General features: G+C 57.8%; 11 protein-coding genes and 2 pseudogenes. 6 read left to right on the forward strand and 7 right to left on the reverse strand.

Features of this window, described 5'->3' with window-relative positions; genetic code table 11:
- Window positions 1–1,025: 1,025 nt before the first annotated feature.
- Window positions 1,026–1,608 (forward strand): annotated as a pseudogene (locus E1B25_RS19055) (IS66 family transposase); the annotation flags it as partial.
- An 83-nt stretch (window positions 1,609–1,691) separates the two neighbouring features.
- Entirely contained in the window at window positions 1,692–2,108 is a 417-nt protein-coding gene (locus E1B25_RS19060; protein ID WP_132831181.1) for a hypothetical protein, read from the forward strand.
- A gap of 63 nt (window positions 2,109–2,171) precedes the next feature.
- Here the strand turns inward: E1B25_RS19060 and E1B25_RS19065 are convergent, their stop codons facing one another.
- The 5 genes from E1B25_RS19065 to E1B25_RS19085 form a co-directional block, all read right to left on the reverse strand.
- Entirely contained in the window at window positions 2,172–2,933 is a 762-nt protein-coding gene (locus E1B25_RS19065) for a hypothetical protein (RefSeq protein WP_132831182.1), read from the reverse strand.
- Between the two features lie 206 nt (window positions 2,934–3,139).
- Window positions 3,140–4,309: an AbrB family transcriptional regulator gene (locus tag E1B25_RS19070; protein WP_245510780.1), complete on the reverse strand. Its 1,170-nt coding sequence runs from the start codon at window positions 4,307–4,309 to the stop codon at window positions 3,140–3,142.
- Window positions 4,204–4,524: a hypothetical protein gene (locus E1B25_RS19075; protein ID WP_132831184.1), complete on the reverse strand. Its 321-nt coding sequence runs from the start codon at window positions 4,522–4,524 to the stop codon at window positions 4,204–4,206. Before E1B25_RS19075 ends, E1B25_RS19070 begins: the two co-directional genes overlap by 106 nt.
- Window positions 4,525–4,604: 80 nt before the next feature.
- Window positions 4,605–5,477, reverse strand: coding sequence for an isocitrate lyase/PEP mutase family protein (locus tag E1B25_RS19080; RefSeq protein WP_132831185.1), 873 nt, complete (start codon window positions 5,475–5,477; stop codon window positions 4,605–4,607).
- A 4-nt stretch (window positions 5,478–5,481) separates the two neighbouring features.
- Entirely contained in the window at window positions 5,482–6,180 is a 699-nt protein-coding gene (locus E1B25_RS19085) for a GntR family transcriptional regulator (RefSeq protein WP_245510781.1), read from the reverse strand.
- Window positions 6,181–6,357: 177 nt separating this feature from the next.
- Between E1B25_RS19085 and E1B25_RS19090 the strand changes: the two genes are divergently transcribed.
- The 4 genes from E1B25_RS19090 (at window position 6,358) to acnA (ending at window position 12,061) form a co-directional block, all read left to right on the forward strand.
- Complete coding sequence (locus tag E1B25_RS19090; protein ID WP_132831187.1) at window positions 6,358–7,347, forward strand: Bug family tripartite tricarboxylate transporter substrate binding protein; 990 nt, start codon at window positions 6,358–6,360, stop codon at window positions 7,345–7,347.
- Window positions 7,348–7,432: 85 nt separating this feature from the next.
- Window positions 7,433–7,873 (forward strand): hypothetical protein, encoded by a 441-nt coding sequence (locus E1B25_RS19095; RefSeq protein WP_132831188.1) that lies wholly within the window; start codon window positions 7,433–7,435, stop codon window positions 7,871–7,873.
- Window positions 7,870–9,384: a tripartite tricarboxylate transporter permease gene (locus E1B25_RS19100; protein ID WP_132831189.1), complete on the forward strand. Its 1,515-nt coding sequence runs from the start codon at window positions 7,870–7,872 to the stop codon at window positions 9,382–9,384. The genes E1B25_RS19095 and E1B25_RS19100 overlap by 4 nt, the downstream gene beginning before the upstream one ends.
- Window positions 9,385–9,394: 10 nt before the next feature.
- Window positions 9,395–12,061: an aconitate hydratase AcnA gene (gene acnA / locus E1B25_RS19105; protein ID WP_132831190.1), complete on the forward strand. Its 2,667-nt coding sequence runs from the start codon at window positions 9,395–9,397 to the stop codon at window positions 12,059–12,061.
- 311 nt (window positions 12,062–12,372) lie between these two features.
- Here acnA and E1B25_RS19110 read toward each other — a convergent pair.
- Together E1B25_RS19110 and E1B25_RS19115 are read right to left on the reverse strand one after the other, a co-directional pair.
- Window positions 12,373–12,776 (reverse strand): annotated as a pseudogene (locus E1B25_RS19110) (transposase).
- A 449-nt stretch (window positions 12,777–13,225) separates the two neighbouring features.
- The gene (locus E1B25_RS19115) at window positions 13,226–14,122 is read right to left on the reverse strand and encodes a hydroxymethylglutaryl-CoA lyase (RefSeq protein WP_245510782.1); all 897 of its coding nucleotides are present in this window, start codon (window positions 14,120–14,122) and stop codon (window positions 13,226–13,228) included.
- Between the last annotated feature and the right edge of the window lie 35 nt (window positions 14,123–14,157).

A 14,157-nucleotide genomic window follows, 5' to 3' on the forward strand; every position in this document is an offset into this window, starting at 1 on the left:
TGGCCCGACGCGGCTGCGCTGTGTGATGGCTACACCGCATCGGGCCAGCTACCCCTGCGCAAAATAAAGGGGTCATTTTTGGGCGCCGATAGGGGGTCAGGATTGCATGCCGATTGACAGGCCATCCCAAAAGCCGCATCGACGACCTGCTCCCCTGGAACTTCAAGCTGTCAACCTGAAAACCCGGTGCCCTTCAGCCGCCGTTTATAGCCTTTCTGGCACAGGCCGCCATGAATGAGATCCGCGAAGAGCACAACTCTATCTGAAAACATAAGGCCCCACCTTGCGGTGGGGCCTGAAATTCAAACAATCCGAAGTGTGGCTCATGGCCTCACTCAACTTCATGACCCGCCAATGCCTGCCCCCCCCCAATCACAAGTGCGACCAAGGCAGAACATGCCAGGCCAGAACAAATGTCCGCTACGTCAACGCCAATGAAGAGGTGATTGCCGTCACAGATGCCAAACGATCTACAGGTCGGCGTGCTCCGGATCGTGGAAAGGAAAGCACTCAATAGTGTGCTCATGCGAGTCTTCCACTACGACATCTTCCTCAAAAAAAAACTCAACTACAATTGCGACCATAGCGATCATTACCCAGAGCACGATGCTCCCTGTTGCAAGCCTATTTTGAAACATTTAACTTTATAACCCCTCCCTACATGCAACAAAGAGTATCAAGCTGGAAGCTCTAAAAAAGGGTAAAAGTGATCTGTTCGCGTTTTTGTGGAAAAGAAATTGCTGAAAGTTGATGATGGCTCGTGAGGGCGGCATATCATGGCGGCGCTTAAAACGCCTTCAATTCTCCACAGAGAAAGGGATATTCTGCGTGACCAAGACTACCATCATGACCTTTCCCGATCTATCTGGATTTTTTCCGACCCGCAGACCAAAATCCGTCGCTCAAGCGCGCGTAACCTGATCCAGCAGGCCGTGTGGAAGCCGTCTTGACTGTGCTCCTCAGGTGACAGGATGGCGACCATCGCCGCCGCTTCGTCATCTGCCGGTTGAGACATTGCCGCCCTCAAGGGCGGCGATCCTATCCGCGTGGCGCATTGTTGGACCCATGCCCGCAGGAAGCTGAAGGAAGTGTTCGACCGAGACGGCTCGGAGATCGCCGCTGAAGGCCTGCGCCGCATCGCTGAGTTCTACCGTATCGAAGCCGAGATCCGCAGCATAGGCCCCGGACAGCAGCTGTCGGCACGGCAGCCCCGCACTGCGCCGCTGATCATTGGGTTCGGAGAATGGCGGCAAAACCAGCGGCTGCGCATCTCGGCCAAGTCACGCCTCGGCGAGAAGCTGACCTACATCCATCGCCAATGGGACGGGCTGCAGACCTTCCTGCATGACGGCCGCGTCGAGATCGTCTCCAATGCCGTTGAGAATCTGATCCGCCCTATCGCCCTGACGAGAAAGAACGCGCTCTTCGCCGGTCATGACGAAGGCGGCCGCGCCTGGGGCCGCATCGCTTCACTCATCGCCACCGCGAAGGTCAACGACGTCGAGCCCTTCGCTTACCTCAAAGCCACCCTTGAAGCCATCGCTGCCGGCCATCCCGCCAGCCGGATCGACGATCCTGCTCCCCTGGAACTTCGAGCCGTCAAGCTGAAGGCCCGGTGCCCTCCAGCCCCCGCTTACCGATTTTCAGCGATATCATTCATATTTCCCCAAGGTTGAATAAGGAGGTCATGCATGACCCAGAAGATGAATGAACGTATTATCCGCATCATGCGCTCGGAGACGCTGCTCCGTGACGTCTGTGAGGAAGCCCTTGAGGAATATGCTGCGGGCTGCGGTAGCAGTGAAGCTGCCGCAACCAGTCTGAACAAGCAGTATTTGTTTATCGACAAGATCGTGGAAGCTGACAGCGATGGCGATATGGAAGTGGATTGGGGTATCCTGATCGCTTCAGACGATAACCCTGACTACACTATGCGCATTACTATCGCTGACGAACCTGGACTTTTTGATCTCCTTTCGAAATGCCTTCAGGCACCTGAGGATCTCAGCGGGCTGGTTGAATATGTTGCGGGCCTCTGGGACGATGAAGAACATTTTAAGATTTTCTGTGAAAGTCGTGTTGAAGAACAGCTTGACGATTGCGTCTGAGGGAAAGCGTAAACCCAAATTGATCGTTAATAGGCACTTCTTGAGCGCGCGATAAAAGAGCCGTCAAAGGCTAGCAGCAGGTCGCTGCGTAGATGCCAGGACAAGGTATCTTCTGAAACCGGCTGCAGGCCTGAGGCCTGCGGGGGCTTTTATTTTGTAATCTTTGTTACTTAGCGGAGTTAATGATGGATGTTCGAGCGATAATGCGCTTAGGTTCACGTCGAAGCCGCTTCTTTGTGAGTTATGCGCGAAAGTTGGAGATGTCTTGACGGGAATTATGCTCAGGAAGGGCTGCCCAGACGACGGGAAGCCCTTCCTGAGGCTGTCCAGTTCCGTCCTGCGGCTGGCGCATCGTGGTAGAGGACCACTGTGCATGCGGCTTCTCGACCCTGGGATGCCGGCGTTGTAGTAGACGTCGACCGAGCTGACCGCGTGCGACCCGATACCCAGTTCGTCATCGGCAGTCCCGTTTTCCAGGTCCTCCAGCGGGGTCATGTATATTGAAGCCGACAGCTTGCCGGCATGGTCATAGGCCAGGAACGGGCCGGCCGGCATGGTGTCCGGGCTTACGAACAGGGTGCCGAGACCCGGAATGAACTCGTCGCTCATCTGCACATAGGGATCGCTTGGAGGAGCCGCCTTCATGGCGTCCTCGTCAGCCGAGGGGTGAGATGTGCGCCAGAAGCGCGGGTGAGCAATCGAGCCGTCATGCTTTCGGGCCGCAAGCTGACTGATCTGGCCTCCGCGCTCGTGGAGGCCCGCGAACTCCAAGTCGCGGAGCTCCGGCGTCTGCTCGCCGACCTCCCGCAACCAACGATGAACCATGCTTGAGAGAGTTAGGTACCGGCAGAAAATGCTTGCTCACCACGCATGATCCGATACCTTAGCCATGTGCTACAACCGTAGCAGGGACGATGGCCCACACAGCGTATTGCCGCGTGTTGTAAATGCCTCACGTAACGGGCAAATTGGCTCCACCCCACCCCCTTTAAGGCAATACCCGTCGCGCTTCAGGCAGCGCACAGACTCCCTCAATGCGAGCTATCATTGCGTTGACTGATGCGTGCAGCAGCATAGGGCAAAACGGCAACGATCAGGAAAACCCGAAGGACATGGTGTGCCGCAACCATGGCGGGATCAATCATCAGCGCAAGGGCAACGACCCCCAGTTCGGGCGCACCGCCGGGCAGATATGCCAGAAACAGCGGCGCGATTTCGCCTCCGTTTAAGAGAACGACAAGATAGGCTCCCAGCAGCGAACCCACTGCCAGAAAGATACCGACCAGAGCCGCGAGCCAGCCATCCTTGGCGATTTGGCGCAACGTGTAATTGGCAAAGCGCGCGCCAACGCTCGATCCGATCACAATCTGCGCCAGCATTGAAAACACTGGCGGCACATGGACTGTCAGCAGTCCGGTGGCATGCAACACCGCCGAGCTGAGCAGGGGCAACAGGAGCATTGCAGACGGCAGGCGCACGCGATTCGCGACAATGAAACTTGCGATGGCGACAATCGCAAGAATACCGTGCTTTATAGGATCAATCCGCTCGTGAGAGTGCAGCGCGATCTGGTTGGCATCGGCAAGGTGGATACCCGAAAGCCATTGGATTACGATTGGGGCCGACACCAACAGCACCACCAAACGGGCAGTGTGGCATAGAATGACACGGTTGACCTCTGTCTTATACTGCTCGGCCAGCATCGCGACGACAGAGAGACCGCCGGGCATGGCCGCGAAAAGAGCGGTCTCACGGTTCATGCCGCCCCAGCGGCGAAAAACCAGATAGGCGAAGATGCAAAACACCAGCGACAACAGCGACATCACAACAAGGCTTAGCCCCCAGCTGGCTGAGCGCGCGACAACGGCTTGCGTAAAGCCTGTGCCCAGCATCGTGCCGATCACAACCATCCCATAGCTGCGCCAGCGGGTCGGCAGTTGCGGGCGAAAATTCGAGACCTGTGTGACCAAGGCAGAGGTCGTCAGGCTTCCCAATACCCATGGCAACGGCAAGTTGAATAGGAAAAAGGCGAACCCGCCCGCAGCACCAATGCCCAATGTCACGGCGCCACGGAGGATGGCCGGATTGCGCACTCTCATTCGCCCGCTAAATCGGTCATGCGGAGGCGTAGCCTCTTCAGCAGTGGCGTGCCGGACAGCACCATCAGCATCATGGCAAACAGCACCAAGGCGATGCGCCACCCAACGGGTCGTTCATCGGATAATCGTTCGAGTTCGGCAAGGCGCGCATCAATTCCACTTTCATTATACGGCGTAACTATAGGCCGATGGCGTCGGACGCCATCGGCGAGGCCATCGTTCGGCTGGTTGGTGTTGTGATGCTCGCGACACATTCCGAACGGATCGTCACGCGCCACGACACCGGCCTTCAAAATCTCGCTCGTTTCGCCGTCCATTCTGATATCAAGCTCGGATCTCTGCGAAGCGAGACGCTCTTGCACTCGTCAGCGAGACACACCCTAGGCGCGCAGGCCTGTCACGCCTTGTATTTGGCCTCCAAAGCATCATAATAGCTTTTGTTCACAACACTTTGGCGTTCTTCAAACCCGGCAATGGCGCCGGTATCCTCGAACTTCCGATCAGTCTTGAGGCCCGTCAAAGCCGAATACATGCCACGGATCGCCGCCTGCAGTGCCACATTGGCGTAGAGGATGAGCGAAAACCCCATTTCCTCCAGATCTTCGAACTCCAGAACCGGTGTGCGTCCTCCAACCACGATGTTCAACAACTGCGGTGTGTTCGTCAGTCGTGCGGGAATGGCGCGTATTTCTTCACGGTTCACGGGGGCTTCGACGAATGTAATATCGGCTCCATCCTCGATGAAGGCTTCTGCCCGGTCCAGCGCGGCCTCAAGCCCTTGCGTTGCGCGGGCATCGGTTCGCGCCAAGATCATCAGGTTGGGATCGGTGCGCGCATCGACGGCCGCGCGGATTCTGTCCCGTGCCTCAGGCAGCGCCACTACATCTTTGCCTGCGAAATGACCGCAACGCTTTGGGCTCAGTTGGTCCTCGATTTGAATCGCAGAGGCACCGGCCAGCTCCAACGTACGGACCGTGTGATACATATTGACCGCATTTCCGAACCCGGTATCCGCATCCGCGATGATTGGGAGCATCGAGATATTGCGGATCGCGGCTGTTTGCCCGGCGATATCGCTCAGCCCCATGAAACCCAAATCGGGCTTTCCGTAATAGCTGTTGGTCAGGCCAGCCCCGGTCAGAAAAATTGCCTCGAAGCCACAATCCTCGATAACGCGCGCGGCGAGTGCGTTTGCGGCCCCAGGCAGCAGCAACGCGCGGTCTTCTCGCAGGCGGGCGCGAAACGAAGCGTTGATTTCGTGGTTCATCATCAGATTAGCTATCCTTCGTAGTCTTGTTTGAGGGGGGCACCGCATAGGCCATCCGGTTGTAAAAGGATTTCCAGCTGTTGCGGATGTGGCGTCGCATCAGGATGTTCGCCAGTTCCGGGTCGCCATCCACCACGGCCTGACAGATGCTGTGATGTTCGTTCAGGGCTTTCCCGAGGCGTCCGGTCGCGTTGCGACTGTGAATGCGGAGCAACATCAGCTGCGGGTAGAGCTGTTCGGACAAAAGGCGTAGCAAAAGCCCGTTTCCTGACAACCGTGCCAATTCCATGTGAAAGTCATTGTCGGAGCCTTGCCGGCCCGGGCCAAACCGATCTTCGCTGATTTCCGTCAGGGCGACCAGCGCGGCTTTCTCCGCCTTGTCGGCCCGTATGGCCGCAAGGCGAGCGGCTTCTGCCTCAAGCGTCTCGCGCAGTTCATACAGTTCCTGTGCTTCGCCTTGCGAGAACTCTCTGACCCGGGTGCCGGCATTTGGCACCGAAACGGCGATGCCGATTTCAACTAGCCGTGACAAAGCATCCCGCACAGGTCCGCGGCTGACAGAAAATCGTTCGGCCAAAGCTGCTTCGCCAAGGCGCTGCCCGGCCGTCAGGTCACCCGAGAGCATCTCTGACTTCAGCGAATCGGCGATATGAGAGGCCATATCTCTGGCCTGAAATATTGTTGACAATTTCGGGATTTCTCGCAACCTTCTGCTTCGTGAGATTACCCTATATAGGGCAAAATTTCCAAATAAAGTCAATAAAAATATGGGGTTTGCAATTTCGGCCTTGTTGGTTGCAATTGGTTCTGGATGCTCTTACGGTCAGTTTGTTAACAAAAGGACGCTTCCAAACACGCGCCATATGTCAGGGAGGACATCACAATGGCCTACAGAAATCGCTCGTTTGTACGAGCGCTCACGTTTGCGATCGCACTGGCGACAGGTGGATCTGCGGTGCAAGCGGAAGAGGCATGGCCTACGCGGCAGATCACCTTCGTAATCCCGTTCGGAACCGGGGGGTCTGTTGATCGATCGATGCGGCTTCTGGCCGAGCAGATGCAGCACGAACTGGAAGTTCCGATCCGGGTGGTGAACCAGAAGGGCGGTGGTGGCCATGTGGGTACGACCTATTTCCTGAGCCAGCCCACCGACGGATCGTTCTTCCTCGCCACGGCAATCCACCCCTATATTTCAAATGCCATTCTGGAGTTTCAACCCGATTACGATCTCGGGGATTTTGCCTTCATCAACGGACAGTGGACGGACGTCGACTTGTTCGCGATCAACAAGGATCTGCCTTTCGCGACGCTGCAAGAATTCATGCAAGCCGTGAAAGAGGAGCCGGGGCGCTACCGCGTATCCGTCGTGACCGGGTCCACTGGCGAGATCAATATCCAGCTTGCGCTCGAAGCCTTTGGTCTGCCTGCGGATGCCGTCAATATCGTCACTTACGAAGGCGGTGGCACCGCGCGAACAGCTGTGGCTGGGGGGCAGGTCGATATGACCGTGATCAGTGCCTCTGGAAGCTTGCCGGTTGCGGAATTTATCCGTCCTCTGGCTGTTGCGTCTGCTGAGCGGCTAGAGGATTGGGATGCCCCGACCTTGAACGAAACCCTTGCCGATCGTGGAGTGACCCTGACTCCGCTTGCGGGGTCGATGCGCGGCGTTGCGGCCAATGCGGTATTCGCAGCCGAACATCCCCAAGAGTTTGATCGTTTTGTCGCGGCCTATGAAACTGTCCTGCAAGACGAAGACTTCGTCGCCCAACTGCATGATCAGAATATTGGAGCAGATTGGCTCGGACCAGAACGCACGACTGAAATGGTGCTTTCCAATTTCGATATTCTCAGTCGGTTCGCCAAGCCCGACTAAAGGGTGAGATGACGAACAATATCAACGGGTTCCGGGGGGATTCCCCCCGGTTACTTTCACGCCACCCAGAGAATGCAGGTAGCTGATGTCCCTTCGACTCGCCCCGTCCCATGCAGTTTTTCTGGCCATCGTGCTCGCCTTCACGGTTGCCATGAACTACAGCGCGATCACCGCGAAATTCGCCCTGAACAACCTCGTCATTCTGGTTCCCGCCAGCGTTCTGGCGCTTATCCTGATCGGAACAATCCTTCTGTCCCGACCCATTCCGGAAGACGTTCCGGAAGAAAGCTTGCGTAAGACACTTGGCGACTTGCTTTTGCTCGGCCTTTTTTGCGGCTTCTGTAGCTTGATGTTCGTGATCGGCTTCGATGTCGCGACCTTCTTCTTCATCTGGATCGGCATCGTCGTTTGCGGTGAACGTTCGCTTTGGAAGCCTCCCGCCTTCGCGCTGGCTTTTGCCGTTGTCGTGACCACGACGTTCGGAGCGCTTTTCCCCTTTCCCATTGTGACGCTGGTGCTCCAATGATTGATTTTACCGCGCTCAGCGCCGCGCTGGAACTCATGTTCAGCAGTTTCGGTCCCTGGATCTTTGTTATCCCCGGCTTGCTTATTGGCCTGATATTCGGGGCCATTCCGGGGCTTCAGGTCTCCATGGCCATGGCACTTTTTCTGCCGCTGACTTTTACGATGGATTTCATCCAGTCCATCATGTTCCTGACCTCCATTTTCACCGGGGGCGTCTATGGCGGCGGGGTTACGGCAATCCTGATGAACATCCCCGGATCTTCTTCCTCTGTGGCGACGGCGTTCGATGGCTATCCAATGACTTGTAAAGGGGGTCAGAATCAGGCTTTGGGGCTTAGCCTTGGCGCTTCGGTGATCGGGGCCTTTATCGGCTATTCCGTACTGTTCGTGCTGATCCAGCCGCTGGCGGCGGTCGTACTCAAATTAGGGCCGCTCGAAATGGTGCTGGTCATTGCCTGGGGTCTTACCCTGATCGCAACCCTGAGCGAACGCTCCGTGGCCAAGGGCCTGTTGGCAGGCATGATCGGGCTCATTCTCAGTCAGGTAGGCATGTCCACTACCGGGGTTTTGCGGGCCACGTTTGGCAGTTCCTATCTTCTTGATGGTGTGCAGGTTGTCCCGGCGATGATCGGCATCTTCGCAGCGTCCGAGCTTCTGCGCATCCGGGAAAGGCAAACCCTCAGCACAGTGGAGGGCGCCCCGCCCGTCGCCTTTGGTCCGATTATCCGCGCTATGTTTTCGACGTTCAAGTATCCTTCAGTCCTATTGCGTGGCAGCGGGATTGGCGTGCTGATCGGCGCCGTACCTGGTGTCGGGTCTTCTGTCGCGAACTTGGTCGCGTATGGCGAGGTGCGGCGGACGTCCTCCACGCCCGAGAAATTCGGCACCGGTATCCCCGAAGGGGTGATCGCAGCCGAGTCCGCCAATTCCTCGTCCGAGGGCGGCTCCATGACCGCTTTACTCGCACTCGGCATTCCGGGCGGGGCGGCAACTGCCGTGCTGATGGCGGCCTTCTCCTATCACAACCTTGTTGGCGGGCCATCGTTCATCCGCGATCAGGGCGATCTGGTTTACGCCATCATCTTGGGAAATCTTGTACAGGTGCTCTTGCTTGGCCTCGTCGGCCTGCTCAGCCTTCGGGTGCTCGGCATGGTTGTGCAAGTCCCGCTGCGCTATCTGGTTCCCTCGGTTCTGGCGCTTTGTGTCTGGGGGGGATTTGGCGTGACCGGAACCATTGCCGGGCCGCTTACGGTTGCCGTTTTCGCCTGCCTCGGCTGGCTGATGCGACGCCATCATTACCCAGTCGCCGCGACGGTTATTGGACTGCTTCTAGGGCGCATGGCCGAAGGCGAGATGGTTCGAAGTCTGCAGATCTCAGGCGGACATATATTCGGCTATCTGCTGGAACGTCCGATTTCCATGCTGCTTCTCGCGCTGATGCTTTTTTCGATTGGAGCCGCTTTTCTGAAGGCGCGCCGCATCCACCGCCGCGCAAATATCTCCGCTACTTAAGGACACCGACATGCCCCTTGACCGGACCACCGACGCCGTTCTTTCCGTTAACGGCAAAAGCTACCGCTATACCTCCTTGAAGCACCTGCAAGACTCTGTTCCGGGTGCGCGGATAGACCGCTTGCCATTCGTGACACGCATCCTGCTGGAAAACCTGCTGCGTCATATGGGCGAGGATACCAGTTCCGCCGAACTGGTCGCCGCCGTCGCGCGGGGAGAAAATGTGGGCGATATCGAATTCTTCCCGGCCCGGGTGTTGATGCCGGATTCGTCGGGCGTGCCTCTGTTGGCTGACCTGACTGCCATGCGCGCTGCGGTCATCGAGCGTGGCGGAGACCCGAAGCAGGTCAATCCGAAAATTCCCGCCGAGCTGATTATAGACCACTCGGTCGTGACACAGTACGCCGGGACGGCCGATGCTGCGCGCCGCAATATCGAGCTCGAATACGAATTGAACGCGGAACGCTACACATTCCTGAAATGGGCTGAGGCGAATTTCAACAATTTCCGCCTGTTTTCGCCGGGCAAGGGGATCGTACATCAGATCAACCTAGAGTATCTTGCCCGGCCGGTGCGCAGTGACATGATCGGCGATACGCTCTGGGCTTTCCCGGACACGCTTGTCGGGATGGATAGCCATACCCCCACGATCAACGGTTTGGGTGTCATGGGATGGGGGGTTGGCGGAATCGAGGCCGGCGGCGCCCTGCTTGGCCTGCCAATATCCATGGCCTTTCCCGATGTGATTGGATGCCGTCTAACTGGACGATTGCAGCCCGGCGTCACCAGTACGGATCTGGTGCTGAGCGCAACCGAACGGCTGCGCGAATACGACTTGGTCGGCAAGATGGTTGAGTTCCATGGTGATGGCTTCGAGTCGTTGAGCGTTCCGGACCGGGCGACGCTCGGGAACATGGCACCGGAATACGGGGCGAACATGGGGTTCTCGCCGCTTGATTCCAAAGCCATGGATTTTCTGCGGCAGACCGGGCGCAGCGAGGTCGATGTCGCTTTGACCGAGGCCTATGCCCGCGCCCAGATGATGTGGGCCGTGAGCGGCGTTTCTCCGGACTACGCCAAAGTGATCACCATCGAACTTGACAAGATCCGCCCTTCGGCAGCGGGTCCACGCCGTCCACAGGACAGGCTCGACCTGCCGGATGTGCCGGGCAGCTTTGACGATTTCCTTGCCTCCCGGACAGAGGATAAGCCCGGCGCAGAAGCAACAGATAAAGACACCCTTGCAGACGGGGATATCGTGATCGCCGCGATCACGTCCTGCACCAACACGTCGAATCCCTCGCTGATGATCGCTGCCGGACTGGTTGCCCGCAATGCCGTGGCGGCGGGGCTGAGAGTTGATCCCAAGGTGAAAACGTCACTCTCTCCGGGGTCTCGCGTGGTTTCTGCATACCTGAAAAAATCCGGCTTGCAGGACGCGCTTGACCATCTCGGCTTTCAGGTCACCGGCTTTGGCTGTATGACCTGCGGCGGTGGATCGGGGCCGCTTGCGAGTGAGCTTGAAGAAGAAATCCGCGCCCGCAAGCTCAAGGTTACGGCCGTTCTTTCGGGCAACCGCAATTTCGAAGGTCGCACCCATCCTCTGGTGCGGGCTGCTTATCTTGCCTCTCCGCCGCTCATTGTCGCCTATGCGCTTGCGGGGACCGTGCGGATCGACCTTGCCAATGACCCGATCGGTGAGGCGGTTGACGGCACTCCGGTCTATTTGGCCGATCTCTGGCCAGATCCAGCAGAAATCGAGCGCGTGACACAGGAAATCGTCACCGCCGCAGAATTCCGCGAACAATACAGCCGGATGCAGGAGTCGGATGAGTTTTGGGATGCGCTGACCGTTCCGGAAGGCGAAGATTTCGACTGGAATCCAGAAAGTACCTATCTGTTGCGGCCACCCTTTCTGGATGACGCGACTGGTGATGTTCGCGACGTCAGCGTGTTCCGGCTGGAGCAGGCTCGGTCCCTTCTGATCCTGGGGGATGATATCACCACGGATCATATTTCTCCCGGCTCTGCCATTCCAGCGGATAGCGCGGCGGGGCAATACCTCCTTTCGCTCGGCGTACCGGAAAACCGGTTCAGTTCGTACATCGGACGGCGTGGGAACCACAACGTCATGATGCGCGGCACTTTCGCCAATATCCGCATCCGGAACCGGATGTTGCCGGGGACGGAAGGGGGCGTTACCCGTCATATTCCGTCCGGTGACACGTGCAAGATTCATGAGGCTGCGGCAAAATACCAAGCTGAAGGCGTCCCGCAGATCGTGATCGCGGGCAAAAATTACGGTAACGGCTCTTCCCGCGACTGGGCGGCCAAGGGGACCCGGATTCTCGGGGTGCAATGCGTTATTGCCGAGAGCTTCGAGCGGATCCACCGTTCAAACCTGGTCGGCATGGGGGTCCTGCCACTGCAACTGGCTGAAGGTCATCACGTCGAACACCTTGATCTGACCGGAGACGAAGCTTTTGACATCATGTTTGAAGACGGGCTCTTCCCCGGTGCTGTGGGCTATCTGCAGATTACCTCTCCCGATGGCGAGCCTGTGCGGCAGGTTCCATTGCTTTGCCGTCTTGAAACGGCCCGGGAAACCCAGATTTACGCGGCCGGGGGCATCCTGCCTTATGCATTGAATGGCATACTTCAGGCGACGGGCAGCTGATCTGACATGCGTGAACTCGACACCGCAAATTTAATGCGGCCGCCCGCGTAAAATGCGACATAGAGGTATGACCGATGCTCGCCTTTATCGCCGCCATCGTTTCATCGGAACGGGCAACACTTTATTGCGGTTCGCACTAAGCAAGCGGCGCAGAAAAACATAAACTTCGCTCAAGCAAAGCCCCCAGACGGACTCGCTATATGAGGGCGGCCCGACTGGGGGCTTTGCGCCACATAGGGTGGGTCAAATTTAGACGCTGAAAACGGGTCAGTTTGGAACACACATTGACTGCTCTGACGTAGGCTCAGGACTCATAGCCAATAGATGATGATTGCGGCGAGAGCTATGGCTGAGCAGAAGACCCTGGGGCACCGATCATATCTGGTTGCGACACGGCGCCAGTCCTTGAGCCTGCCGAACATGATCTCGATCCGGTTGCGGCGTTTTTAGCGGCGCTTGTCATATTTGACGGGGATCTTGCGTTGTTTTCGACCGGGGATGCAGGGGCGTATCCCTTTGTCTTCCAACGGTTGTATAGCGTCTTATGTGGACCATACTCTTTCGGCGCATCACGCCAGCGTAAGCCGTTGCGGTTTATGAAGATAATCCCACTCAGAACGCGCCGGTCGTCGACACGCGGCTTGCCGTGGGACTTCGGGAAGTATGGCTCCAAGCGCGCCATCTGCGCCTCGGTGAGCCAGAAGAGATCAGACATGTCACCGCTTCTTTTTCGGAGCCGTGAATCACGCAACTAACCTGAAATCAATGGGTCCTGAGCCTACGGCGCAATCAGAGAGCAGGCAATCGCCGCCCGCTTAACGTGACAACTCCTAGGTAATTGATCCCACGGTTTGAGGGTGCAATCCTTTCTATGGAATGGAAGGAAGCCATAACCGCCGACGAACCATTCGAGGACCGCCACCCGTGTTTCGTATTCAGGGAGCCGCTCCTCTTCGATGGCGTTATCATAGAATTCGCCGCGCTCATATTTGTCGATCCAAATCGGAATTCGCGCGCGGCAGATCTTGTGCTTCTGACTGCGCGAAGATCAGATGGCGCGATTCCGACCGTATTTCCCAAGGAGCCAAGGTCCGAATTTCAGTGGGCAGCTCGGCTTGGGCAAGAGCGTCAAACGCGGCACCGCCCTACTAAGGTGAACTGGCGTCAGGCCGCGACAAGACGCGGGCCCGCTTTCATCACCTGGCCGGGAAGATCATGGCCGAGGATCGCCTGCATCCGCTGCGCCAACGCGATCAAACTCGATAGGTCTACACCGGTCTTCAGGCCCATCTCCCCGGCCATATAAACCAGATCTTCCGTGCAAATATTTCCCGTGGCCCCCTTGGCAAAGGGGCAGCCCCCCAGCCCGCCAAGCGCGGATTCATAGCGCACGATGCCGGCATCAAGCCCAGCCATCACGTTGACGAGCCCGATCCCGCGCGTGTTGTGGAAATGCAGCGTTAACTCCACTTCAGGGAACCAATCCGCCAGCTTGTCACAGAGACGGCGCACGATCGGCGGCGTCGCCATGCCAGTCGTATCGCCCAGCGTGACGGCCCGCACCCCTTGCGCAGCAAACCCCTCGATCACCCGAGCCACTTCCTCGGGTGTGACATCGCCCTGCCATGGACAACCGAAGGCGGTCGACACCGCGGCGCGCAGGCCACGCCCGCTGCCCGCCACCGCCTGCGCCACCGGGGCAATAGTCTCCAGAGACTCGGCGATGCTGCGGTTGACATTGCGCCGGTTATGCTCCTCCGAGGCCGAGATGAACATCACCAGTTCATCCACCCCGGCCTCCAGCGCGCGTTCGGCGCCGCGTAAATTTGGCACCAATGCGGCCAGCGTTGCACCTCGTCCACGCAGCGCACCAATCACTTCGGCCGCATCGACCAACTGCGGCACCGCCTTGGGCGAGACGAAAGATGTCGCCTCGATTCGACGCAGCCCCGCCCCGATCAGGCCAAGCCCGATCTCGATCTTCTCATTAGTTGGAACGAAACGAGATTCCATTTGCAACCCGTCGCGCATCCCGACTTCGGTAGTAATAAGATCTTTCATTGGCTTCCCCTCCCAGTTCATATCTGTGGCCGCTG

This window comes from Antarcticimicrobium sediminis (genome assembly GCF_004348975.1).
GTDB lineage: Bacteria > Pseudomonadota > Alphaproteobacteria > Rhodobacterales > Rhodobacteraceae > Antarcticimicrobium > Antarcticimicrobium sediminis.

What these genes read in the sequence shown, in the direction of transcription:
- E1B25_RS19100 (WP_132831189.1), top strand. Translation starts at nt 7,870, where the DNA reads ATGATTGATTTTACCGCGCTCAGCGCCGCGCTGGAACTCATGTTCAGC.
- E1B25_RS19075 (WP_132831184.1), bottom strand. Translation starts at nt 4,524, where the DNA reads ATGGACGGCGAAACGAGCGAGATTTTGAAGGCCGGTGTCGTGGCGCGT.
- E1B25_RS19115 (WP_245510782.1), bottom strand. Translation starts at nt 14,122, where the DNA reads ATGAAAGATCTTATTACTACCGAAGTCGGGATGCGCGACGGGTTGCAA.
- E1B25_RS19080 (WP_132831185.1), bottom strand. Translation starts at nt 5,477, where the DNA reads ATGATGAACCACGAAATCAACGCTTCGTTTCGCGCCCGCCTGCGAGAA.
- acnA (WP_132831190.1), top strand. Translation starts at nt 9,395, where the DNA reads ATGCCCCTTGACCGGACCACCGACGCCGTTCTTTCCGTTAACGGCAAA.
- E1B25_RS19065 (WP_132831182.1), bottom strand. Translation starts at nt 2,933, where the DNA reads ATGGTTCATCGTTGGTTGCGGGAGGTCGGCGAGCAGACGCCGGAGCTC.
- E1B25_RS19095 (WP_132831188.1), top strand. Translation starts at nt 7,433, where the DNA reads ATGTCCCTTCGACTCGCCCCGTCCCATGCAGTTTTTCTGGCCATCGTG.
- E1B25_RS19060 (WP_132831181.1), top strand. Translation starts at nt 1,692, where the DNA reads ATGACCCAGAAGATGAATGAACGTATTATCCGCATCATGCGCTCGGAG.
- E1B25_RS19090 (WP_132831187.1), top strand. Translation starts at nt 6,358, where the DNA reads ATGGCCTACAGAAATCGCTCGTTTGTACGAGCGCTCACGTTTGCGATC.